Annotated in this window: 23 protein-coding genes and 1 other annotated feature (1 of these 24 cut by a window edge); of the genes, 18 read left to right on the forward strand and 5 right to left on the reverse strand. The window is 40.5% G+C overall.

Annotated features, from left to right (window positions below):
- Nucleotides 1–36: 36 nt before the first annotated feature.
- The 5 genes from NYE72_RS15180 to NYE72_RS15200 all read left to right on the forward strand — a co-directional run bounded on the left by NYE72_RS15180 (nt 37) and on the right by NYE72_RS15200 (nt 4,348).
- The gene (locus NYE72_RS15180) at nt 37–594 is read left to right on the forward strand and encodes a sigma-70 family RNA polymerase sigma factor (RefSeq protein WP_036677465.1); all 558 of its coding nucleotides are present in this window, start codon (nt 37–39) and stop codon (nt 592–594) included.
- Nucleotides 591–1,496 carry a hypothetical protein gene (locus NYE72_RS15185; protein WP_339212031.1) on the forward strand — a complete coding sequence of 302 codons (906 nt, stop codon included), beginning with the start codon at nt 591–593 and terminating at the stop codon, nt 1,494–1,496. The genes NYE72_RS15180 and NYE72_RS15185 overlap by 4 nt, the downstream gene beginning before the upstream one ends.
- Nucleotides 1,497–1,672: 176 nt before the next feature.
- Nucleotides 1,673–2,647 (forward strand): AraC family transcriptional regulator, encoded by a 975-nt coding sequence (locus NYE72_RS15190; RefSeq protein ID WP_038571041.1) that lies wholly within the window; start codon nt 1,673–1,675, stop codon nt 2,645–2,647.
- A 130-nt stretch (nt 2,648–2,777) separates the two neighbouring features.
- Complete coding sequence (locus NYE72_RS15195; protein ID WP_076105699.1) at nt 2,778–3,686, forward strand: ABC transporter substrate-binding protein; 909 nt, start codon at nt 2,778–2,780, stop codon at nt 3,684–3,686.
- Nucleotides 3,687–3,754: 68 nt separating this feature from the next.
- On the forward strand, nt 3,755–4,348 hold the full coding sequence (locus NYE72_RS15200; protein ID WP_038571047.1) for an AAA family ATPase: 594 nt from the start codon (nt 3,755–3,757) through the stop codon (nt 4,346–4,348).
- A gap of 255 nt (nt 4,349–4,603) precedes the next feature.
- Here NYE72_RS15200 and NYE72_RS15205 read toward each other — a convergent pair whose 3' ends face one another.
- Nucleotides 4,604–5,686: a GntR family transcriptional regulator gene (locus NYE72_RS15205; protein ID WP_036677364.1), complete on the reverse strand. Its 1,083-nt coding sequence runs from the start codon at nt 5,684–5,686 to the stop codon at nt 4,604–4,606.
- Between the two features lie 308 nt (nt 5,687–5,994).
- Here NYE72_RS15205 and NYE72_RS15210 point away from each other — a divergent pair, with 308 nt between their 5' ends.
- Genes NYE72_RS15210 through araA form a run of 3 tightly spaced genes read left to right on the forward strand, consistent with a single transcriptional unit; the run spans nt 5,995 to nt 9,771 of the window.
- Complete coding sequence (locus NYE72_RS15210; RefSeq protein ID WP_076214843.1) at nt 5,995–7,602, forward strand: FGGY-family carbohydrate kinase; 1,608 nt, start codon at nt 5,995–5,997, stop codon at nt 7,600–7,602.
- Nucleotides 7,603–7,618: 16 nt separating this feature from the next.
- Entirely contained in the window at nt 7,619–8,314 is a 696-nt protein-coding gene (locus NYE72_RS15215; RefSeq protein WP_036677359.1) for an L-ribulose-5-phosphate 4-epimerase, read from the forward strand.
- A 32-nt stretch (nt 8,315–8,346) separates the two neighbouring features.
- A complete protein-coding gene (araA, locus tag NYE72_RS15220) occupies nt 8,347–9,771 on the forward strand; it encodes an L-arabinose isomerase (protein WP_038571054.1) in 1,425 nt (474 codons plus the stop codon).
- A gap of 83 nt (nt 9,772–9,854) precedes the next feature.
- On the opposite strand, the gene NYE72_RS15225 is transcribed toward araA, so the two are convergent.
- Nucleotides 9,855–10,997: a glycosyl hydrolase family 8 gene (locus NYE72_RS15225; protein WP_076214847.1), complete on the reverse strand. Its 1,143-nt coding sequence runs from the start codon at nt 10,995–10,997 to the stop codon at nt 9,855–9,857.
- A gap of 50 nt (nt 10,998–11,047) precedes the next feature.
- Complete coding sequence (locus NYE72_RS15230; protein WP_038571060.1) at nt 11,048–12,022, reverse strand: glycoside hydrolase family 43 protein; 975 nt, start codon at nt 12,020–12,022, stop codon at nt 11,048–11,050.
- Between the two features lie 326 nt (nt 12,023–12,348).
- Between NYE72_RS15230 and NYE72_RS15235 the strand changes: the two genes are divergently transcribed.
- Nucleotides 12,349–13,248, forward strand: coding sequence for a glycerophosphodiester phosphodiesterase (locus NYE72_RS15235; RefSeq protein ID WP_339212033.1), 900 nt, complete (start codon nt 12,349–12,351; stop codon nt 13,246–13,248).
- A gap of 123 nt (nt 13,249–13,371) precedes the next feature.
- Here the strand turns inward: NYE72_RS15235 and NYE72_RS15240 are convergent, their stop codons facing one another.
- Nucleotides 13,372–13,860 carry a nucleoside deaminase gene (locus tag NYE72_RS15240; protein WP_076214850.1) on the reverse strand — a complete coding sequence of 163 codons (489 nt, stop codon included), beginning with the start codon at nt 13,858–13,860 and terminating at the stop codon, nt 13,372–13,374.
- 151 nt (nt 13,861–14,011) lie between these two features.
- Between NYE72_RS15240 and NYE72_RS15245 the strand changes: the two genes are divergently transcribed.
- The 5 genes from NYE72_RS15245 to NYE72_RS15265 all read left to right on the forward strand — a co-directional run bounded on the left by NYE72_RS15245 (nt 14,012) and on the right by NYE72_RS15265 (nt 17,794).
- Nucleotides 14,012–14,461: an OsmC family protein gene (locus NYE72_RS15245; RefSeq protein ID WP_038571065.1), complete on the forward strand. Its 450-nt coding sequence runs from the start codon at nt 14,012–14,014 to the stop codon at nt 14,459–14,461.
- A gap of 37 nt (nt 14,462–14,498) precedes the next feature.
- On the forward strand, nt 14,499–14,861 hold the full coding sequence (locus tag NYE72_RS15250) for a hypothetical protein (RefSeq protein ID WP_076099232.1): 363 nt from the start codon (nt 14,499–14,501) through the stop codon (nt 14,859–14,861).
- Entirely contained in the window at nt 14,842–15,789 is a 948-nt protein-coding gene (locus NYE72_RS15255) for an LLM class flavin-dependent oxidoreductase (protein WP_076099231.1), read from the forward strand. Before NYE72_RS15250 ends, NYE72_RS15255 begins: the two co-directional genes overlap by 20 nt.
- 18 nt (nt 15,790–15,807) lie before the next feature.
- Nucleotides 15,808–16,833: an AraC family transcriptional regulator gene (locus NYE72_RS15260; protein ID WP_038571075.1), complete on the forward strand. Its 1,026-nt coding sequence runs from the start codon at nt 15,808–15,810 to the stop codon at nt 16,831–16,833.
- A gap of 166 nt (nt 16,834–16,999) precedes the next feature.
- A complete protein-coding gene (locus NYE72_RS15265) occupies nt 17,000–17,794 on the forward strand; it encodes an SDR family oxidoreductase (protein ID WP_076099230.1) in 795 nt (264 codons plus the stop codon).
- Between the two features lie 45 nt (nt 17,795–17,839).
- On the opposite strand, the gene NYE72_RS15270 is transcribed toward NYE72_RS15265, so the two are convergent.
- Nucleotides 17,840–20,902, reverse strand: a complete 3,063-nt coding sequence (locus NYE72_RS15270) for an ATP-binding protein (RefSeq protein ID WP_305953513.1) — start codon at nt 20,900–20,902, stop codon at nt 17,840–17,842.
- Nucleotides 20,903–21,684: 782 nt separating this feature from the next.
- Here NYE72_RS15270 and NYE72_RS15275 point away from each other — a divergent pair.
- The 4 genes from NYE72_RS15275 to NYE72_RS15290 all read left to right on the forward strand — a co-directional run bounded on the left by NYE72_RS15275 (nt 21,685) and on the right by NYE72_RS15290 (nt 24,629).
- Nucleotides 21,685–22,032 (forward strand): VOC family protein, encoded by a 348-nt coding sequence (locus NYE72_RS15275; protein ID WP_076099228.1) that lies wholly within the window; start codon nt 21,685–21,687, stop codon nt 22,030–22,032.
- Nucleotides 22,033–22,382: 350 nt separating this feature from the next.
- On the forward strand, nt 22,383–22,946 hold the full coding sequence (locus NYE72_RS15280; RefSeq protein WP_339212035.1) for a hypothetical protein: 564 nt from the start codon (nt 22,383–22,385) through the stop codon (nt 22,944–22,946).
- A 100-nt stretch (nt 22,947–23,046) separates the two neighbouring features.
- Nucleotides 23,047–23,928, forward strand: a complete 882-nt coding sequence (locus NYE72_RS15285) for a phosphotransferase (protein ID WP_076099226.1) — start codon at nt 23,047–23,049, stop codon at nt 23,926–23,928.
- A gap of 251 nt (nt 23,929–24,179) precedes the next feature.
- A complete protein-coding gene (locus tag NYE72_RS15290) occupies nt 24,180–24,629 on the forward strand; it encodes a DUF1569 domain-containing protein (RefSeq protein WP_076099225.1) in 450 nt (149 codons plus the stop codon).
- Nucleotides 24,630–24,707: 78 nt separating this feature from the next.
- Nucleotides 24,708–24,842 (forward strand) — a binding site (T-box leader); it runs 103 nt beyond the window's last position.

A 24,842-nucleotide genomic window follows, 5' to 3' on the forward strand; every position in this document is an offset into this window, starting at 1 on the left:
AGTGAATGCTTAATCAAATCGAACGGAAGTGATGGAGTGGAAGATAGTGAAATCATACAATTGTATTTTGCACGTAATGAAAGGGCAGTAGAAGAAACATCGAAAAAATATAGAAATTATTGTACTCGGATCGCTCATAACATTTTGTCTAATGCTGAAGATTCGGAAGAATGTGTTAACGATACCTTTCTTGGTGCATGGGAAGCAATACCGCCGAAGTCTCCTGCAAAGCTGTCCTCTTTTCTGGGGAGAATCACACGAAATATTGCTTTGAACAAATATGATTATTACATGGCTAAAAAACGGAATAAAAAATTCGATACGATTCTTGATGAATTAAACGATTGTTTATCCTCTTCAGACAACGTTGAAACCCAATACGAGGAAGCACAAATAGCCGAATCTATAAGCAAATTTCTACACAACATTAAGGAAGATCAGCGGGATATTTTTTTGAGGCGTTACTGGTATTCTGATTCTTTGGCCGATATTGCCGCACGCTTCTCAATCAGTGAAAGCAAAACCAAATCAATTCTTTTCAGAACACGCAAAAAACTCCAAATATATCTTCAGAAAGAGGGTTATTTCCTTTGAATAATAAAGAGCTCTTCAAAACAATCGGTTACATAGACGAAAATTTGATAGAAAAAGCCAACTCCGCGAGACGCACTAATAAAAAAACTTATGTAAAGTGGGGCTCATTCGCAGCTTGTGCTGCATTGGTGTTAGGTGTGGCCGTTTATAAATTTCCACAGACGCCGTTGCCTAATTCACCACAAATATCGCAGCAGACAGCAGTCTCGTCTCCCACAGGGGTTCGCAAAATTCTGAATTACAATGGATACCGTTATGCATTCGTAGCAGATGGCGCTCAGTTTAAGTTCACAGGTATGGAGCCTGACAAATCGCTTGGTGCATTAGAGTTTGATCTCAACCAAGAGCCCGGAAAGAAAGACGGGGATAAGAATGCGGAAAAGGATTATGCCGCTACGTTCGCAATTGGTGGAAAGCTGTATGAAATCCCAACATACCCATCCCATTTTCGTATTGCAGTTAAGGATGAGCAATATTTTTATCTAGCTGAAATTGTGGCGAAGGTAGACGATTCTGCAATAAGCGCGAAGGAGTATTTAGATCTGGCTAATCTGAAGGAGCATGCAAAAGATATCAATATTCTGAATCATGTGGGGAATGACGTGCAAAAGACTATCACTGATCATCCTATTGTTGAGTCCATTATCGAAGGTTTGTACAGCGCAAAAAAAACAGAGCTAAGCATTAAGGAATATGAAGCTCTTGCAGCGGCGCAATCCCAAGGGAAATCATATCAATTACAGTTCAACCTAAAAGACGGGACTTATATCGCCATATATATCATTCCCGAATTAAAGGTGGTGTCTATGGGTGATGCTTATTATTATTTGCCTGATGCCTTTTTTGTTCAAACCAGCGACCTCTTTTCAGGGCTGACACAAGAGGTGCTACCGCTTTACTGAGGAGGCGGAGATAAGTGATCCTAACAAACTGTACATTGCAGGTTATCCAATATCTCGCATATAATGATCTAAATGATAATCGTTATCATTTAATAGAAGAGAAAAGGTGATCTGCTCATGATAAAACATAATATTGGGATTACGGAGTGCAGCTTACCTGCTGAGTGTATAACAGAATGACAAGTTCATCTATTCATAACATCTATAACGGGTATTTCGATGCTTTGTTTGAGGCTCCGTCTATGAGGGACACTACAGAGAGGAAACATTTTGCACAATCCAGTACCCAAGGATACGTCGATAGAGTGATCACACCCTCCGGGATCGAAATTGTTGATAGTGATTACCGTTTTGCTGATGATCGCCTAGTTCAGGTTCAATCCGAAGCAGCAATGATTGAGTTAAGCTTTTGTCTGCAGGGGAGCGGGGAAGTTCATGTTACAGATACTAGCCATGAGTTAATGCCCGATAGTTGTTCATTGCAGTTCATGCAGGATTTCCAGGCGGAATTTCACTATCGCAGTGCTGAACCTATCCGTTTATTGTCCATAGGTGTACCAGTTACACTATTTGATTCATGGATGGAGGATCAAGGCTCTTCACATGCTCGCAGCTTATCCGGACTGTTAGATTCACGTGCTTTTCGAATGTTCCGTATGCCTATTCTTCCAGAAACCACCCGATTATTGGTGCAATTGAGAGACTGTCCATATCATACCTCCATGCGCCGGTTGTACGTAGAGGGGAAGGCATTAGAACTCTTATCTGTATATTTTGACGTTTTTCTTTTTGAGCAAAAGCATATTAAACGCAGTTTGCATTTATCACGTAGTGACCGAGAAAACATTCGGAAAGCCAGGGATATCATCCTTGACCACATGGCAAACCCACCATCGCTAATCGAATTGTCCAAGCTGGCAGGCATTAACGAATACAAATTAAAAGTTGGATTTAAGGAAGAGTACGGAACAACTGTATTTGCATATTTACGGAACAAACGTTTAGAAAAAGCATGGGAAATCATAAGTACCGGGGATATTAGTGTCAGCCAAACAGCGACGATGGTAGGTTACAACAACTTTAGTCATTTTGCCGAAGCTTTTCGGAAGCAATATGGAATTAATCCTTCAGAAGTAATTAAAAAACGATAAAAATTAAATAAATATCCGCCAAACTGTTATTCAATCCCTCTGCCGGTAGTTCTGTCCTATCAGCAGAGTGTATGATCGGACTTGCTAGAAGTGAGAATGATTATCAATAGATTGGAGAGGGCTGGAAAAAATGTTCAGTTTAAAACGGATCTCTTTTGCCGGAATCGCCTTAATCATGATGGTGATGCTGTACGGGTGTGGGAATTCAGGTCAGGAGGCTAAAGGAGATGTTGAATTACCGGTGAATCCGGTTAGAATTGCCGATGTATCCGGCTCAACGGAAGAACTTCTGGTGCTTGGATATAAACCTGTTATTACTGGGAATACAGATATGGCTAATTCATTAGAAATCACTCCTATCCTCAAAAAAGAACTGCCTGATGTAACTCCCGCTGGATGGTTTCAGACGGAAGTCAACTTAGAAGCGATCATTGCAGCAAGCCCTGATTTGATACTGGCAGGACCTACCCAAGAAAAAATCTATGATCAACTAAATATGATTGCTCCAACAGTGAGGGTGCCTTATGGCTTTAACGCTTTTAGAGAGCGATTTGCATTTGTTGCGGAGGTGCTTGATAAGAAAGCGGAAATGGAAGCGTGGTTGAAGGTCTATGATCAACGTGCTCTACTACTACATGATCAAATCACTGAGATAACCAAGGAAGAGACGTTTGCGGTAATCGAAGCTACAGAGAAAGAAATACGCATCTATTCCCGCACAGGTATTGCGGATATGATTTTTAATGATCTAGGATTACCCATCGCGCCAGGTACACCGGAGCCAGATCCATGGGGAGGGAAAGTGACAAGTCTAGAAGCACTGTCCACCTTTAATCCAGACCATATCATTTTATTATCCGATAATGACCAGAATGTTCTTGACCAAAGCAAGGTCTGGAGCAATCTGAAAGCTGTAAAATCGAATAATATATATCGTATGACAAGCAGACAAAATTATAATGAGGCTTTCTTTGCTTTAGGAAAAGAAGCATTGTTGGAGCAAATAGCCGAACAAATCAAGGAACATATCAAACAGTAAAGGATAATTTAATCTTTTCTCGAATAATCTCTGAGTTGCAATGATTATTATTTGAAGGGATGATTAAATTGAAGCAAGGGATATTAGTTTTTCTAAATGGAACTTCAAGTTCCGGAAAGACCTCCATATCGACTGAACTGATAAAACAGAAAGAGATTCCTTTTTATCATTTATCAATTGATGATTTTTTTAATAATTACAATGATTTTATTAATAATAAATTTCCAGATGAACCTACAAGAGAAATAGATCATCAAGTCGTTTCCCAAATATTGGATGATTCCATATTCTCAGTGTACCATTCGACAATTAAATTGTTATCAGAATTTGGTTTTAATGTAATAGTAGATACCGTAATCGACAACGATAAGAGGTTTAATGTGTTTCTTGATCAATTTTTCGATCACCCTACGTTATTTATAGGTGTAATATGCTCGAAAGAAGAACTCATAAGAAGAGAGCAAACAAGAGGAGATAGAATGATTGGACTAGCAGCTTCACAGTTTAGCAAAGTATATTGCTTTGAAGAATATGACCTCGAAGTAAATACGGAAGAGATGAATTCATTAGAATGTGCTGAAAAGATATTAAGTTTTATTAAGTCCAATAAGGAATACTCGGTATTTAAGAAATTAAGTAAAAGAAATGTTAGTGTTTCCTAGATGGTGTATCCAGATAACACCATATTCAAGCCTTGGGGCTATCACCCCTCGGGCTGCCGAGGGATTTCGGGATAAATACGGGATAAATCCCGGCAAGCTTGTGAAACAGTTTGCTTCTTCTGTACTGTTGACTTCAAAACAAGAATCGAACCTTTAAAGAATACTAAGATAACAGTTGCAAATAACCCACCAGTCACAACTGGTGGGTTATTACATTTATATATGAAGATAAACACAAATCCCTCAGAATTTATTCTATCTCTCGACTACTGTTTCTCCTTCAATTAACACAGGTTGATAATAAGTATTGTTGGGAAGATCCTTTTTTCCTTGTAATTTTTTAATGACCCAATCCGCTGCATCACGGCCCATAGTTTCTTGGGGATGCGTTAAAGTGGTCAGTTTGATGTTCGCATTTTGGGCAATATAGGAGTTGTCCTGGCCAATAATTGATAATTCCTCTGGTATAGAAATGTTCAGCTGTCTGCAAGCATTGACCACTTCCAAACCAACCTCGTCGTTGTAGCAGACAATCGCAGAGAGGGTATCTCTATTTTTATTTAGGAAATCCTTCAAGTTCGTAGCTAAGGTTTGTTTGGTCTCGGTGTTGAACGAAAATATTTGCTCTGGATAAAACCGCAATTTAGCTTCTTCGAGGGCTTTGATATAACCCTTCATTCGATATTTGCCTTGTAAATCATCCATTTTTGCGATAAGTCCAATTTGAGAGTGGCCTTTGGAAATCAATTCTTTTGTTGCCAGATAACTGGACTGCACATCGTCAAGACAAAGGAAGGGGAGCTCTATTTCCTCATAAAAAGCATTAATCATAATGAGTGGAATATCTTGCTCCTTAAACGACAGATAATACGCAATATTGGGATTATACAGATTACTTTTCGTAGGTTCAATAATTAAACCATCTACGCCGTAGGACAACATCATTTCGAGAGCTTTTTTTTCTTGCGCAACATCGTTATTGGTACTAGCCAATAATAGAGAATAGTTATCCTCATTCATTCGGCTTTCAATCCCCCGGATAATAGAAGGGAAGATGTAGTCAGAGATATACGTCGTAATTACACCGATCGTCTTCTTATGTGAACTCCCGCCGGTCTTTGTGCGATATTGGTTGCTGACATACGTGCCAGAACCTTTTTCGCTGCGGAGGAATCCTTCGTTGGATAGCTCTAAAATGGCTTTTCTAACAGTCTGTCTGCTAACCTCGTACAAGGACTGCAAGGCAGACTCCGTAGGAATTTGTTCGCCTACATTGTAATCTCCTGAAAGGATCTTGCTTTTTATATCCTCTATAATCACTTGATACTTTGGTTTCATGTAATTCCTCTTTCCATACTTGTTCGCTTTTTGATTCGTTCATTTCGTTAAGTTGTATGTACAAATTATAGCATGACTACGAATTAAATATAAAGGGGCTCTTTTTTTATGAAAAAATGTAAATATTTCGTACCTTTAGATCATCATAAACAAACTAAGTACGGAGTTAAATTATTATCATCTCCATATTTGTATGTATATATAACTATTTTATTGACAAATGTACGTACAAAAATTTATACTAAAGCTGTTAATTAAGAAAGCGAATTCTTTTATATTAAAAAAGCGCTGTCAGAGAGGTGACTAACGTGATATCGAATCGATTAAGCATCGAAGAAGCAATCAATAAGGGAGAAACTTCGCTAGGGATTGAATTTGGATCCACGCGTATTAAAGCAGTACTTATTGATCATAGTTTTCAAACGATCGCTTCTGGAAGTTATGAATGGGAAAATCAATTGAAAGACGGCTTTTGGACGTACAGCCTAGAAGATATTATCAAAGGTCTACAAGATGCTTATCGTGAGATGAAGCAAGAAGTTCAACAAAATTACGGAATCACCCTCCAAACCGTTGGTTCAATCGGGTTTTCTGCAATGATGCATGGATATATGGCTTTTGACGAACAGGATCAATTGCTCGTTCCGTTCCGGACTTGGCGTAATGCAACAACTGGTAAGGCAGCCAAAGAATTGACGGATGTATTTAAATTCAATATCCCGGAACGTTGGAGTATTGCTCATCTTTATCAGGCGATCTTAAACAAAGAAGAACATGTGCCGGAGATTCGGTTTGTTACGACGTTGGCAGGATACATTCATTGGTTATTGACCGGCAACAAAGCACTTGGTGTTGGGGATGCTTCAGGTATGTTCCCGATTGATGAATCCATAGGGAATTATAATGAATCCATGATACAACAGTTTGATGAGCTTATTGCTGGCAAAGGTTATTCGCTGAAGACCAGCGATCTTCTTCCTAAGGTGTATGTTGCCGGTGAGCAAGCGGGTCTATTAACCGAAGCAGGAGCCAAAATTCTGGATCCATCATTGCAATTACAAGCTGGGATTCCGCTTAGCCCTCCAGAAGGGGATGCGGGAACCGGTATGGTTGCTACCAATAGTGTAAGAAAACGTACCGGGAATGTCTCCGTAGGAACCTCTGTTTTTGCCATGATCGTATTGGAACAAGAACTTTCTAAGGTTTATCCGGAAATTGATATGGTGACTACACCAGACGGAAGTCCGGTAGGTATGGTTCATGCTAATAACTGTTCAAGTGACCTTAACGCCTGGCTCGGATTATTCCGTGAGTTCTATGAAGCAATGGGGCAAAAGGTAGAAGCTGATAAATTGTACAGCGTATTGCTGAATAAGGCTTTGGAAGCAGACGCAGATGCGGGTGGATTGCTCAGTTACGGTTATTTCTCGGGTGAGAACATTACGGGGTTAGAAGAAGGCCGTCCGCTATTTGTACGTTCGCCTGAGAGCAAATTTAATCTGGCTAACTTTATGCGTGCACATTTGTTCAGCGCCTTTGGTGCTTTGAAAATTGGAATGGACATTTTGACGAAAGAAGAGAATGTAGCCATAGATAGTATTTTAGGACACGGCGGTATATTTAAGACTCCGGTTGTTGGCCAAAGAATGATGGCAGCTTCACTGAATGTTCCTGTTTCCGTAATGTCGACTGCTGGAGAAGGCGGCGCATGGGGAATGGCTATTCTTGCCTCATACATGATGAACAAAAATCAGGAAGAAAGCTTGGAAGACTTCCTCGATCAAAAAGTGTTCAAAGATGTAAAGGGAGAAGAAATTCATCCCGATGCAACCGACATTAAAGGGTTTGAAACCTTTATCGAACGTTATAAAAAAGGTCTGGCGATTGAGCAATCCGCTGTTGATAATTTAGTCTGAGAATGGAGGGACCAAGATGTTAGAACAACTTAAAGAAGAGGTTTTTCAAGCCAATCTGGAATTGCCGAAACATGGACTTATCAAGTATACATGGGGAAATGTGAGTGCAATTGATCGCGAAAGTGGATTATTCGTAATCAAACCTAGTGGTGTAGATTATGAAACAATGAAAGCCAGCGATATGGTAGTCGTTGATCTGGATGGCAATGTGGTTGAAGGGGAAATGAGACCTTCCTCCGATACACCTACTCACGCAGTACTTTATAAACATTACTCCGAAATTGGCGGAATCGTGCATACACATTCCACTTGGGCAACTATCTGGGCACAAGCAGGACTTGACGTTCCTGTAATGGGAACTACGCACGCTGATACATTCTATGGCTCCATTCCTTGTGCGCGTTTCTTGACGCAAGAGGAAATCGATCGGGGTTACGAAGCGGAAACAGGTAATGTAATCATCGAAACCTTTGAACAACGCGGGATAGATATTATGGCGGTTCCCGGTGTTTTGCTTAAAGGCCACGGACCCTTTACTTGGGGAAAAAATGCAAAATCCGCTGTAATGAACAGCGTAGTGTTGGATGAAGTATCAAAAATGAATTTATTTGCTAGAGAGTTGAACCATTTTGCGGAAGAATTGCCACAACGTATTCTAGATAAACATTACTTGCGCAAACATGGGAAAGACGCTTATTACGGTCAAAAATAATCAAACTACAAAATGATGAAAAGAGGATGAATATGTCAACAGCAGTAGCAAAAGAATTTTGGTTTGTCGTAGGTTCGCAACATCTTTATGGGGAAGAAGCATTGGCTGAAGTTAAAGCGCACGCACAAACGATGACAGATGCTTTGAATAAAAGCGGAGTTTTGCCTTACCCACTAGTATTGCAGGATTTAGCTGTCAGCGCAGATAAAATCACCAACATTATGAAAGAAGTTAACTATCGTGACGAAGTTGCCGGTGTCATCACTTGGATGCATACTTTCTCACCTGCAAAAATGTGGATCCGCGGAACAAAAATGCTGCAAAAACCTTTGCTTCATCTAGCTACGCAATATAATGAAAGTATTCCATGGGCAACAATTGATATGGACTTCATGAATCTAAACCAAGCAGCTCATGGTGACCGTGAATATGGTTTTATTAACGCCCGTTTGAACAAACAAAACAAAGTGGTTGTAGGCTATTGGGAACGCCCTGAAGTTCAAAAGCAAATTGCAGAATGGATGGACGTAGCCGTTGCTTATAACGAAAGCTTCAATATCAAAGTTGCTCGTTTTGGTGACAACATGCGTAACGTTGGTGTAACTGAAGGAGATAAAGTTGAAGCCCAAATTCAATTTGGCTGGACGGTTGACTACTTTGGTATTGGTGACCTGGTTCAAGTCATTAATGAAGTTAAAGAAGAAGAAATCGATGGTTTGTTTGCTGAATATGCAGAGCTGTATGAATTCGACTATGGCACTAACAGCAAAGAAGCATGGGAAGCTAGCGTAAGAGTTCAAGCAAGCTATGAAATTGCTATCAAACGTTTCCTTGATCAAGGTGGCTACAATGCCTTCACCTCAAACTTCGAAGATTTACATGGAATGAAACAACTTCCAGGACTTGCTGTTCAACGTTTGATGGCACAAGGATATGGTTTTGCTGGAGAGGGAGACTGGAAGACTGCAGCTCTCGACCGCTTGCTTAAAGTGATGAGCCATAACCAATCCACTGGCTTTATGGAAGATTACACTTATGAATTGACGGTTGGACAAGAATCTATTCTTCAATCCCATATGCTTGAAGTAGATCCTACTTTGGCAAGCAACAAACCAAAAATCATCGTGTCTCCACTAGGTATTGGTGGCAAAGACGATCCAGCCCGTTTAGTATTTGACGGTAAAGCAGGAGACGGTGTAGTGGTTTCCATGGCTGACTTCGGTACGCATTACAAACTTTTGATCAATGAAGTGACTGCTTTTGAACCAACTGTTCCAGCTCCAAACCTTCCAGTAGCTCGTGTGCTTTGGAATGTTAAACCAAACTTCCAAGACGGGGTAAAAGCTTGGATCGAAAATGGTGGCGGTCACCACACCGTTGTTTCTTTAACTCTTACAACAGACCAAATTATTGCTTACGCAAAACTTGTTAACTTGGAATATGTAGTAATTAAATAATAGCAAAGCTTTATTACGATTAATAGGACTCCATTCCTCGACCTTTTCGAGGAATGGAGTCCTATTGTTTTGTTCGATATACTTCAATAAATGCGATAGTTTCCACTTAGGGCCAATAAACTAAAGAAGTACAGACAGTTATCATAATAACGACTTTGTCCAGTTCGCAAAGGTGTATCCCAAAACAAACGGACAAAATGCTCTGCCTCCGGGCCATCCGAAGCAAGCGAAGCCATGGCGATGGTTGCCAAAAGGCCTACCGGATGCAGCGCCGGTTCGTCGAATGCCTGTCCCTCAATAGTATACCGCCGGTAATTGGAAACTTCGATATTCCTAAAAAAAGCTTGAATCCGGTTACATTGATCGACCTGCCAGCTGTCCTTTTGGAACCATGCCCAGTCCAGACCGATATTAGCCGCAACCCGGTAAGCATCACTGAAAAAATGGCTGAAATCACCATGAGGCTGGGGTTCTGCCGGAGTGCCGTTAAAATTGGCATATTCGGGAGCGAGACCAGTTACAGGATGGCATGTAGTGTGTAGATAAGTGCGGCTGGCTTCCGCCGCTTCTCGCCAAAACATGTGGTCACCTTCATCAGCCCACAAAGCGAACAAATCATAGAAATGGGGGAGATGGTAAGATGGATCACTGAAGGTGGATTCCGGTACGAATTTAATCAGTTTCGTTTCCGCGTCCCACATTGAGTCACCAGCACCTGTTTCAGTTTTATGTACACAAGCACGCAATATTGTTCGAGCCTGCTCAGAATAATTATAAGGTTCCGGACCGTTTCCCCAACGTTTCGAGGCAAAAAACAGGGCCATGGCGAAAAACTCTTCCCCGTCCGGTGCGGGTCCCTGAGAAATTCTTGTGCCGTCAGGCTTGCAGTGCCAAGCAAAGTAATCGGCATAACGGCCATCTTTGTGCTGCATAAACGTCTTGGAGAAATTCCATAAACGATCAAACTCATCTTTTTTATTCATTTGAACAGCCATCATCATCCCGTAGGACATTCCTTCAGACCTAACATCCAGATTACCTGTATCCAGAATATAGCTTTTTTCCTCGTCCAGCGGATAGTAGATTCGTACGTTCGGATCTCCGTAAAACAAATCACTCCAAGTTTCTTCGAGTTTAGCGTTGATTTGATCTTCAGAAAAGCCAAGCTCCTTAAATAAATTGCGATATTTCCCGGTATAAAAAGCACCTTGTTGTGTTATTGGCATGATATTTCCCCTCCTGGTGCACTACAGCATGCACTCCATTTCAATAAAAACTAAGGATGGATGGTTTGAATGGTGCCATCATCGTTGTATTTCAGCTCCGTATATTTTACAGATCGCTTGTTGTCAGCACCACCAGATAAAGAACTATCATGATAAAATAAATACCACTTCTCTTTAAACTGAACAATAGAATGGTGTGTTGTCCAGCCCAGGACGGGTGTAAGTATTTTTCCTTGATATACAAAAGGCCCAAGCGGATCTTTACTGATAGCGTATACAATATTATGGGTAGTTCCCGTGGAATAAGAAAGATAATAATAACCGTTATATTTATGAACCCATGGACCTTCAAAATATCTTCTTTCTTCATCTCCAGCAAGAATCGCATTTCCGTTCGTATCGATGATGGATATTTCTCTAGGCGCACCTTCAAAGCTCAGCATGTCCTCGCTCAGCTCCGCTACGATAGGTCCAAGAGCTGGTGCCGTTTCAGCCGGTCCCTCGGCATTCGCAACAAATGAGCCGGTTTGCCATTTTTCAAGTTGACCGCCCCAAAGACCCCCAAAGTATATATATGATTTGCCATCATTATCAACGAAAACAGCGGGATCAATGCTATAACTGCCAGGAATGTAGCTTGGTTCAGGTGTAAAGGGTCCGGAAGGTGAAGTTGAGGTGGCAACCCCGATTCGGAAAATATCGTCATGGTCTCGGGCTGGGAAAAACAAATAGTAGGTATTGTTTTTGTATGCTGCATCCGGAGCCCACATTTGCTGTTTAGCCCATGGAACATCCTTCACATGAAGTACTTCACCGTGGTCGATACAAGGGGAGCCATCTCCATCAATAGACAGAACATGGTAATCCTCCATATTATATTGGTCACCGTTGTCATTAGAGATCATATCGTGATCCAGGTCATGAGAGGGATAAATATAAATCTTGCCTTCAAATACATGAGCAGAAGGATCCGCAGTATAAATATGAGTTACGAGAGGTTCATTGGGTTGCACTGGCTTTGTCAAGTCATTTCCTCCTATAAAGTTAATCGCTTACAAAGTTAATGGTATAAGAACTTTAGGACTCTGTATATATAGCAACTATAGTTTATACCCCACAAAGTTTAGATGTTGCTTCTTGACCTTGCAGACCCTTTCTCATTTATGCTGCCTCGCAATATTTTCTCTAGATAATCTGGTACAATAGAAATCTCCAAACTTTGACCTTACAAATACATTGAGGTGGGATTAACATAAGGGAATATAAATCATAATTTTACACAAGAATGAATGTTAGAGCGAAAGTCACCAAGTATTCCACATTATATTTTTTAAAAGATGAGGTTAGCTTAATGCAAAAAATTCAAAATTCTAGAATCTACTTTATAGGTATACATGTGCTTTTGTTAATCTTATTGTTCACCTCTTTGTATGCTTATTCCCCCTGGATTCGCATTAAAGTAAAGGAAATTATCATGCCTGCGGATAAAGTATATACAATCGCTCACCGTGGTGCTTCAGGATATGCTCCTGAGAATACAATACCTGCATTCGAACTAGCTATTGATATGAAGACCGATTATATCGAGTTAGACATTCAGTTAACAAAAGATCATGTTCCTGTTGTTATTCATGATGGGACCGTAAATCGCACCACGAATGCTAAAGGGTATGTAAAGGATTTTACTTTAGAGCACATCTCAAAATTAGACGCGGGTTCATGGTTTAATGAACAATATCCCATGTTCGCTAGAGATAAATATGTAGATTTACGTATTCCGACACTAAAAGAGGTATTTGAAAGGTTCGGAAAAGAAGTGGACTATATGATTGAGATTAAAGATCCCACGTCGAATTCGAACATCGAGGCATTGTTAAATGAAGAAATCTTAAATTATGATCTGTCGGCTCATGTTGCTATACATTCATTTAGTGAAGCGAGTTTACGTAGATTCCATTCCATAAATCCAGCAGTCCCTCTTTATCAAATTGTATGGTATGATTTTCCTGTTTATAAAATATCAGAATCCTATGTGAATAGATTAAAAACTTATGCGGTAGGCATAAGTCCTAACTTTCAAAAAATAAATGCGGCATATGTCGCGCAGGCAAAAAATTCAGGGCTAAAGGTGTTTCCATATACTGTGAATTATCAAGTGAATATGGATAAAGCCGTAATTTGGGGTGTAGATGGTGTACATACAAATTTCCCTGACCGCTTTAGCGAAGTAATTAAGAATAATAAAAGGTAAAGGGATGTGAAATCACCCTTTTCTGGACATAAATAAAGCTGTCGAGACTTTCTCGACAGCCGAAGAACCTTTATCCGAAGGTTCTTTTTTTACGGAAAAATAAAATATTTTTGATTCTTCGTATTACTGAAGAAGTCTTTTCTCGTGAAATTGTAGATGAAGCTCCCGTACTTGTTCTGCAAGATCCGGTACAGGGCCATCTACGAACGCATCGTGAATAACCTCTTGAATCCTTAAATTACGGACGGGTGATGCTGCAATTCCCATATCATTTAACCACGCCGATAATTGCTTCGAGGAACTGGCATATACAATTCGTCCTAAACGAACCCAACCGTGTGCCGCTGCACACATAGGGCAATGTTCTCCGGAGGTATACACTGTTGCCTGCTTACGTTCTTCCAGTGTCATATTCTGAGCTGCCCAGAGGGCTAAAGCGAATTCGGGATGCTGAGTATGGTCACCGCTACCTACATGGTTGCGGTCTTCCGCCAGCACTTCTCCACTTGCTGATACAAGGACTGAACCAAAGGGTTCGTCCCCAGCTTCTAGTGCAATTCGGGCAAGTTCAATACAACGCTTGAGATGTTTTATATCCGTGTCGTTTATCATGATGGTAGAACCTCCTGGATTTTAATTTATAGATAAGTTTCATGAATAGTAGGCCTGAGCCTGTTTGTTCACCACATTCTTCTATGTTAGCATGTAAAGTATTCGATGAAAAATATATCATGCAATATCAAGCTAGAGAGGATATATAAAAATGAAGCACCCATTTATATTGAACGCCGTATGGAACGGTGGCCGTAACAGTGACGGAACTATTGAAGCTGGACAGCTTAAGACTCAAATTTCCATTCCGAAAGAAATGGGAGGACCCGGAGTAGGAACGAATCCGGATGAGATGCTTTTGGGAGCAGCAGCAACCTGTTATCTCATTACACTTGCAGCAATGCTGGAGCGGGCAGGGCTGACGACTTCAGAGCTGACGTTAACCTCAGAGGCGACGGTCGATGTAACGAATAACATTTTTACATATGAAGCCATCAAACATTCACCCCTAATCACCCTTACCAAAGATGCGTCACAGGACGATATTGATAAAACCATCCGTATTGCCCATAAAGCAGAAGGCTCCTGCATGATCTCCAGAGCTGTTGCAGGAAATGTAGAAATCACGACAGAGCCAACGGTGCTGACTGCAAGCCTATAAAATTGAGTTCTAGGTAATCAGAGAGGAGACGTTAACTTTGAATGTTGAGTTATATAAGGATTTGATCAAGGATGATCGCGGAAATTATTACGTAGCTGTACAAAAAGAGGGCAATGAGCTGACTTTGGTAAACGCAATGCTAGAGCGGTCTTACCAAGAGCTGTGGGAGTTTAATGAAGCTTTCAAAAAGAAGTACGCGGAATACGAGCATCAGTTCATCGGCAAAATGATTATGGATAAGCTGCGGCACGATGTTGTTTTTGCCTCCAAAGAAGACGGCCATGGCCAAATGTATGATCTGGCCGCGGTTGCAGTTGATTACAAGCTTATTTTTATCGATATGATCGAATTTTACCGAAACCCTCGAGTAGGACTTAATCATGACAAGAACATCCATTAAGCTTAGTGTATTAGATCTCGTACCTGTTTTTAATACGGTGGATGCTATTACCGCATTGGGACAAGCAGTGAAGCTGGCTCAGACAGCAGAAAGACTGGGATATTCTCGTTATTGGGTTGCTGAACATCATGATATGCCGGGATTAGCATGTACCTCTACGGAGGTGCTTTTATCGCATATTGGAGCGAAAACAGCACACATTCGCCTTGGCTCAGGCGCTTTATTGCTGCCACATTATAAGCCGCTAAAGGTGGTGGAAGCATTTCATTTGCTGGCCAGTTTGTACCCCGGACGCATCGACCTTGGATTAGGCAGAGCTCCCGGAGGTACTGCTGAAGTAAGTTTAGCACTGAGTGGCAATTTTCTCGAAAATGTTTGGAAAATGCCAGAACTACTTAAAGGAGTCACTGAATTATTACAGGGCAACTATTCCTATGAAGGACGTTCAATAACCGCCCGGCCGGTCCCACCCGTATCTCCAGAGCTATGGCTGCTGGGTACAAACAAGAAAAGCGCGGCATATGCTGCCGAGTTTGGAGCAGGTTATGTGTTCGGCCAGTTCATGAGCGATGTAGCAGGGGAGGAGGTTTTGCAAGCTTACCGTGAAACATTTACTCCTTCTTCACTTTCTCCTGAACCGCGGGCCATGGTTGCTGTTGGCGTCATTTGCGCCGAGACTGAGGAAGAGGCAGAGCGATTGGCCTCATCTGGTACGGCATTATTCCAACAAGAAGGTTCTGCCGAAGCGAAGTCTGAGCCCTTGGAACGCAAGCTGCTGGTAGGTACTCCGGAAAGTGTTAAAGGTAAGTTGGAACGGTTATCTCTTTTGTATGGAGTTAATGAATTCATTATCGTTACCATGATTCCAGATTATGAGAAACGATTGCATTCGTTCGAACTGCTTGCCCAAGCGTGCTGGAGTTCTTAATAAAGGAGGTCCATATGTATGAAGTCTCATACCTCTGATCAAATTAAAATCCCACCAGGATTTTGGGCTGGATTAAGTCAATTAGGGATAACTGCACAAGATGTAGCCAGCAAAGCAAATCTTCCACTTAGCCATCTCAGAGAGTCAGAAGTCACCACTGCTCAATATTTCGCAGTCTGGCAGGCATATAACGATCTCATTGGGGATACTGCCGAAGGAATCATTAAGCTTGCAACCGTCTTTGAAACCACACAATATCCGCCGACGGTTTTAGCAACATACCATGCTAAGGACTATCGCGATGCTCTTAACCGAATGGTACGATACAAACAAATGTGCCCTCCTGAAAGCTTGCGTATTACCGAGGAAGGCGAGCTATGTACAATCGAATTGGAATGGCAGCATCCCGGGCATTCTGGTCCACCGCTGCTGCTCGGCCTCACTTTGGCATTTCTTCTAGAACTCGGACGGCGAGGCACAGGTCTACCTTTGACAGCACAGCTTGTCGAGTTTTCACAGCCTATAGGAAATGTAAAGATTCTTGAAGCTTATTTCGGTTGCCGAATTCAGATAGATGCTCAATATAATCGTTTGACGTTGCGTCGAAATGATTTGAATCATCCTTTTATCTCGTACAACGAAGAGTTGCTGGAGATTCTGACTCCCGTTTTGGACCGGACGCTTGCTGAACAGAAGGGCACACGCTCTATAACCGAGAGGGTCAAATGGATCATGAAACGCAGCTTCAGCGGAGGACGCCCTGACATTCAAGCTGTTGCGAAGGTATTAAGTATGAGTGACCGTACCTTGCAACGCAGGCTTACTGAAGAAAACACAAGCTTCAAGCAATTGCTGACACAAGCTAGACATGAGCAAGCACGAGAGTATCTGGCAGATCCTTCGCTTGATATTAAAGAAGTGGCTTTCTTGATTGGATATGAAGACCAGAACTCGTTCTACCGTGCCTTTCGTCTTTGGGAAGGTGATACTCCTTCAAATTGGCGTAATGAACATTTAGGGTTAAACACGATACCCTCTTCATAAAGACAGTATTTTCAGAGTTTTATCATTGGCGTGTTAAACAAGAACTTTGGCGCAATCCGCTAGTTACTGAACAACCCCGGTACGATAATATAATCCTAGCCGGCACACAGGACTGTTCTTAAAATGACAACTACTCAGCACGCCGTGATAAAAGGAGAAATGTAATATGGATATGGGATTAAATAATAAAACAGCTTTAATTACAGGATCAACAAAAGGTATTGGTAAAGCAATCGCCATTGAACTCGCTAAAGAAGGAGTTAATGTACTAATTAATGGACGGAATTATGATCAGGTAGAACAGACTGTAAATGAAATAAAGTCGAATTTCCCGGCTACCTCTCCACAAAATGCTACAGCGGATATTGTGGATATTGCGCAAAGAGAAGCCTTATTCGAAAAATACCCTAATATAGATATTTTAGTTAATAATATGGGTATCTATGAAATTATGAAATATGAGGACGTTAACGACGAAATATTTGAAAAATACTTCCGCACTAATGTCCTTGCTGCGAATGGATTAACAAAATTCTATTTACCTAAAATGTTACAAAAAGATTATGGCCGCATTCTCTTTATTGCTAGTGAAGAAGCCATTATGCCTTCAGGCCAAATGCCTCAATATGCAATGACCAAATCAATGTTATTATCATTGTCAAAAAGCTTATCTAAGTTAACGATAGGAACTGAAGTTACAGTCAATACAATCATGCCAGGACCAACACTATCTGAAAATGTGCATCAAATTATTGATGGGATATACTCCAATGAGGATATGACTTTTTCAGAAAAAGAAAGAAAATTCTTGACTACAAATCTTCCTCAATCTGAAATACAACGATTTATTAAACCTTTTGAAATAGGCAGACTAGCAGCATTTGTATGCAGTCCTTATGCCTCTGCATTTAAAGGTTCTCCAATTCGCATGGATGGGGGAATGGTGCCGACTATTTTTTAAGCGTACTCTAAGAGGATATAGATAACGATACAAAAAAGCCACTCCTTATGGAGCGGCTTTTTTGCTTGAAAAGTTATCACTGTCCTCTGGTACAACAAAGGATACCAAGGTGCCTTCTCCAGGCTTACTCTGGATCGAGAGACCTTGACCATATAATTGACTTAACCTCCGATGGGTGTTGGCCAGCCCGATGCCACCTTTGCCTTCCATCAATGGCTTCAGCAGTAAAGAGAGTGTTCCGGAATCTATGCCTTGCCCATCATCCTCCACTTCAATCTTTACAGCCTTGTGCAGACGGATAATACGTATTTGAACAGTTCCACCCTGTTGGCGCTTAAGTATACCGTGCTTAACAGCATTTTCTACCAACGGTTGGATGGATAGAGGAGGGATTAGGATATCAATATTCGGATCTATCTTCCAGACAACAGATATCCTTTCTGCAAATCGAGTCTGTTCAATATACAGATAAGATTCTACCAATTCCAGTTCATGGGAGAGGTTCACGAGCTCTCCGACATTTAAAAAGTCAAAACTGATTCTTAAGAAAGAAGTAAACGCACCAATGAGCTCCTGCATTTTTTTAGTATCCAAATCACTGAGTGCGGCAATAGAGTTTAACGTATTGAATAAAAAATGTGGTTGTATCTGTGCTTGTAGATATGCTGCTTCTATCCGCACCCGTTCATTGAAGGATAGCTTCATTGCAGTTAAAGCCCGAATACGATATTTAAGCTCCACTGCGTCCACAGGTTTTGTGACATAATCATTGGCACCGGACAAAAATCCAGTATAAATATCCTCAGGCTGACTACGGGCAGTAAGCAATAGAATTGGAAGCTCATATAAGGAGTAGCGAGTACGAACCTTCTGTGTTAATTCGTATCCCGACATCTGTGGCATCATAACATCGCCAATAAGTAAGTCCCAGTTCCTTTTATCCAACAATTCCAATGCTTCATGGGCTGAGTTCACGGTAGTTATGATATAAGGTTCGGTTTCAAGAATACCCTTTAGTACATTCAGATTGACAGGATCATCATCTACCACCAGAATATTTACCTTAATCTCTGTAAAAAGCGGTGGAATTTTTTCAGAGTGATTACTTGGCTGATGTTCGGAAATTCCCCACTCAGTCATCTGTCTATGAATCTCATCTGCCATATACGAAACTGTAGGTTCCGTCTGTCTTATTATCTGTTCGCTGTAAGAATCGGCAAGAGAGAGTGTGAAACTAAAAGTTGAACCTTTACCAAGCTCTGATTGAATGCGTAGGCTGCTTCCATGCAGTTCTACCAGCTGCCGGCATATGCTTAATCCCAGCCCAATTCCACGCCCGTCATTTATTCCGTGAGGGCCTTGCTCATAGGGTAGAAATATCCTTGCCATAGTCTCTTCAGTCATGCCCACTCCGGTATCTGTCACATAGATAAGAACCTGTCCGTCCTGTTCCTCAGCCTTAACAGCTACAAGTCCTGCTTCGGTGTATTTGAGCGCGTTGTGCACCAGATTTAATAAAACCTGCACCAGTCTTTTCTCGTCCGCAAGAACTGGCGGCATAGCTTCCGGGATATCCATAGATAGCTGTACTGGCTTACCTTCAATCATATATTGAAGCATACTAATCACACCGGGAACTACCGATTGAACCGAAATAGGTTCCTGTTGTAAAATAACACGATGCTCCTGAAGACGGACCACATCCAGTAGATCACCAAGCATATGAGACATACGGCGGCTGATTGTAATCAGCAGCTCCATATCTTGACGGCTACTTTCGTAAAGTCTGTCCTTTTCCTTTGTGACAATATTTTGTGCGATATTCATGATTCCGTGAAGCGGTGTGCGCAGCTCATGTGAGGTGTTAGCGAGAAACTGGTCCTTAAGTTTGTCTGCTTTTTTCAGCTGCTCATTCAGTTCCATGTTCTCTTTAGCATTTTGAAAATACTTTTTAAACCAATATGCTGAGAAGCCCACGATGGCTGCGATAATATCCAAAGGATAATAGACAATTGAATAGTGTCCGTTACTATCCCACAAATTCCATAACAAATTAGAAACGATCGCCGCACCTGATAACAGCAGAAAAACAACATCTTTATCATCTTGCTTTTTGAATAATAAGCGCCCTAAGCTATAGAGCAACCAAATGAAGGGAATATACTGGAACACTTGAATGATTCCCAAATGAATGGATGTGCTGACCCAATAAGCTGGGACGGTAAGTATAAAAACAGAATAAAGACCAAGACTCACTACGTATGCACGTAACCCCTTATTGATTTTGGCAACTGAGGTGAATTTTCTAAAAACAAGCAGAATAAAAAGATTTTGCCACAAAAAAGCAAGCAATCGGATCTTTAATGACCAGGTATAATTAATCGGCACTATTGCAAGAAGTAAGTTGTCATTACGGGCTAAAATGATAACAGCTACGGATAATGTCATTAACCCTACAAGAAACAAAGCACGTTCTTTAGGATTAAATAAATAAAGAATGCAGGCATAGAGCCCATGCAATAACAGGATAATTGCTGTTAACAATTGAAAACCTACGGTATAAAAGTATGTACGGTCAACTTTTTCCTGAGAACCAAAATAAACAGGCCCTGCAATCCCCCCCTTATAAGGTAGATCAAAGTTTGCTACACGAATAAGCACATCAATTACTGTTGTGTTTTTTGTGAAATAGGATACTTTATATGAGGTGGTTTTGGGCACATAAGTATCGGCATCAAGAGATATTGTCCCATTATTGAGCAATAGGCTACCGTTAATTTCTACGCTGGATGCAGTATAGATTTGTTTGATCCACAATGCTACAGGCTGCTGAAGGGGTTCTACCAAAATTCGCAGACGGTAAGTACCAAAACCGTACGAAGAAGGGTCATCCGTTCCTATCGCGCGGCTCCAGTCTCCGGGAACTTGAAGCGGGAGGGAAGGTTCTGGTAAAGTTGAAATATCCTTGGACGTTACGAATTGCGAAGGATAGAAGCTCCATTCACCATCCAGCCTGAATAAGTTAGACTGCTCCAGATCCTGGCCGCGTAAATCCAGTACACCATTGTTAATCACAGGTACAGGGTTGGAAACCTTAAATATACTCAACCAAATGCAGCGTAGGCCAAAGAGAATGCTTATAAAAAGTAGAATGATAGCTAATTTGTTTAGAATAGTTTTATTTTTCATGAGAACATTATAGCAAATAATTCTAATCTAGAATCTAAAATGAAGATTATTTACATAAGAAGGAGAAGTAATGAGCAATGGACACTGCGTGGGGTTAGGAGGAATGATCTCCCCATGGAAGAAGCATGATGTAACTCCTTGAACACTTGAGTACTCGAATTTGCTGTAGGGCGTTTGTATTACTTGATGTGCGACTATGCTGCTTGTTTGGCGTCTGTGATACCGAATGTGCTATTTTGCTGTTTGTTTGGCGTCTGTGATACCGGATGTGCGACTTTGTTGCTTGCTGCTTGTTGTAAGTTTTGCATTCCCACACTCTCTCTTCACGATGAGCGATCGGACTCAGTTGCAGCTATTTGGCTGAATTTTGTCTTTTAAGAAGTGTTTCGGACCCCAGAGGCGTTATTCGTTCCAAATATGCGCGATATGAGGGATTTTCGAGCCAATAGCGACTATAGAGTCCGATAGGTTCTCAAATGAGCCGAATTATGGCTAATAGCGACTCTGGAGTCCGATAGACTTCACTCATGCTTCTATTGTCATTTGTCTTAAGCTTGGCTTCTCGTTTATTGGTGAATATGATGTTGAATACCCCGTTGGCACTACCATTCGATGTAATGACTGGAGGTTAACGGTGGATTCTCCTTAATCCTAAAGGGTATATTATTAGATAATTTAATGCAGACAGGAGTGTAGATACGATGATTAAAGGTTTCGGAGGAATATTCTGGAGAACTAAAAATCTTGAAGCTACAAAAAAGTGGTACAGTGAGGTGTTGAAGCTTGACATAGAGAATTGGAATGGGACTGTGATAAAACCTCAAGTGGGAAATAAGACTATCTTTTCTTTCTTTACCGAGGATGATAGTTATTTTCCAACAGAACAACAAGTGATGTTAAATTTCCAAGTGCATGATCTAAACGAGACGATTAAGCATTTTGAACAGATTGGTGTACCTCTTGCAAAGAAAATAGAGATTAGTGAATTTGGAAAGTTTATTTGGATTGAAGACCCAGAAGGTCGACTGATCGAGCTTTGGGAGAAGTAAGGAGTTGCACATCTTTGCTATTGAGCTAACAGGTGCGTTAGTTTAATAAAAACTCAGTTCAACATCTAACTGTAAATGAATTAGGGATTAAAGTTGAATTAACTCCTTGGGTAATACTTCTTCAAAGCTTTCAGCTCCTTGGAAGAATTCATTAGCTTCTATCACCTGAGGTGCGGCGCTTGCGCTGCATCCACGGCTAACAGAATACTATAGGCAACCTAAATAGGGAGCATACCGTCGAGGTGTACTCCCTATTGCATTGAAGGAACTGGAAAATTAGTGCAACATTTCACCTATTAATAAAGTCAATAAAGATGTTATGAAATAAAATCATAAGAGCAGGTGGTAAATTGAATCTTCGTTTAATCACGTTAATATGTTTTTTCACATTCGCGTTCTTTATTGCAAATGGACAAGATGCTAAAGCTTTATCCTGTGTCGAGATAGGAAGTCCCCAAGAAGCCCTAGAGGTCTACGGTGGAGCTATTTATGGTGAAGTAAAACAAATAAAGGTTGATTTGAAACAAGAAGGATTTGCGGGGCCAAAAGAGAAAATCAGATATATATTAGTGGATGTTGAACGAAGTTGGAATACTGAAGTTGACTCTCAAATTATTGTGGGAACAGACTACACTTGGGGTTTTGATTTTAAGGAAGGTAATAAATACTTAATATACATTAGCGAAGTGGATGGCGTAACAAGCAGTAGTCCATGCAGTTCAACAATTGAAATGAATAACCTTAACCAAGCAACAGAACTATTCGGTGAAGGACTTCGACCCAAACAGCAAGTACACATAGAATACAAGATGGGGTTTATGTTTGAGCAGGATATTGATTTGTATGTCGTAATTGCAATAGGACTAGTAGTGATTTCATTCATTTACCTGAGAGCAAGAAAGAAAAAGAGCTAAGTGTAATCTTATTGCACTAACGGTTAGGATAGTTCAAATAAAATTAAGAAAAAGATAGCTGAACTAATTACTATTTCATTCATAACATGTGAGGTGCGAGTTGAACTTAGTAGAAACGATCATAAAAAGATTTAACCTTAATGTATTAAGTATAGATAATGTTCCTGAGTCCTTTAGTTCACAAGTATACAAGCTGAATCTTACTAATGGAGAAACGGTGTATGCGAAGATCCCTTATAACAGGGATAAGCTATATCGCGAATATTGTATGCTTGAAATGTTGAGAGAGGTATTACCGGTTCCAAAGGTGTTAGACTTCTGGAGTGGGGATGACTTAATCTCTGGTGCATTACTTTTATCTGAGATTAAAGGTATACCATGTACAGGTGCTATTGACGATGAATTAGCATTTCAAATTGGGTTACTTCACGCAAGGCTGCATGAAGTTAAAATGCCGGGATATGGTGTGGAAGGATTAGACGGTTTTCAATTTTTTAATCAGAACAATTGGAGACTTTATATAAGAAATAGCTTTGAAAAATTTATAGAACCTTGCAAGGAAGTCCTTGAGAGAGGACTTTTCGAAAAATGTATTAATCACTTTGAGAGTGTTTTTTCAGTTTTGCCTCCTCCTGATGACCCCTGTGTTGTTCATATGGACTTTCGACAAGGTAATATACTAACAAATAATAATGTGGTTGTTGGAATTATTGATTTTGAGAGTGCACGGGGTGGATCCTCGGAAATTGATTTCACAAAAATTAACCGATATGTTTGGGAAGTGAATCCTCAAAGTAGAATTTCGTATAAAGAGGGATATTCAACAATTCGTCCTCTAATGGATTTGGAAACAATACTACCCTTTTATGATTTTTACCATGCTTTTAGTGCTGTTGTCTGGTGTAAAAATAGAGGGATTGAAAAGAATAGGGCGTTCCTAAAGGAAAGTATTTCTGTATTGCAGAAATCCGTAGGTTGCTGAAATTACGGGACACGATATTTAAAGACATTTTAAGACGATGAGCTACCTGCATGATGAATAGCTTTATTACGTTAACGGACATTATGGTAAATAAAGGATATAATTATATAAAATGGTGAATATTAGATCGGCAGTATGCTGTAAAATTATAATGATGCAATCATGAATACAATAGCCTATCGTAATGTATGGATCAACAGACCTAATAATGAAAAAATCGAAACCCGAAAAACGCAATGGGGAGTGTGTTTATGGAAAGTATATATAACAAATTAAATACCGCTGAGATACTGAGCCGTATCGAGAATTTAAGTCCAAATTCTAAACCACAATGGGGAAAGATGAATGTTGCTCAAATGTTGGCTCACTGTTCAGCGTTTCAAGACATCGCAATCGGAAGTTCCTTTCCCCCAAGACATTGGCTAGGAATATTAATAGGAAGGTTTGTAAAATCTATTTTTTACAATGACAAACCGGTACCACACAATATGTCAACAATTCCGACCATACTTATTTTAGATGACAGAGATTTTGGAGAAGAAAAAGAAATACTGAAACAAAAGATTATGAATTTTCAAAGTAACGGTCCGGAGAAATGTTCATCCCATCCACATCCTTTTTTCGGGAAATTCACTCCAGAGCAATGGGGTAAAGGGATTTATAAACATCTAGACCATCATTTAAGACAATTTGGTGTTTAGTGTTTTTTCGCAATGAACAATAATATATTATTGACATAAAATCCCTATTACTTTATATTGTATCTAATTACATTGCAATCAAATGCGACGAAGAGGACAAGTAAATCCGGAAATGTCGATCAGAGAACTGCCGGTTGGTGCGAGGCAGTGGACACCCGAATCGAACAATCGCCTCAGAGCTGGCTCCCGAAATCATAGTAGGCGGGCCCGGGA

The organism is Paenibacillus sp. FSL L8-0333, assembly GCF_037965665.1.
In the GTDB taxonomy this organism is placed as follows: domain Bacteria; phylum Bacillota; class Bacilli; order Paenibacillales; family Paenibacillaceae; genus Paenibacillus_AQ; species Paenibacillus_AQ odorifer.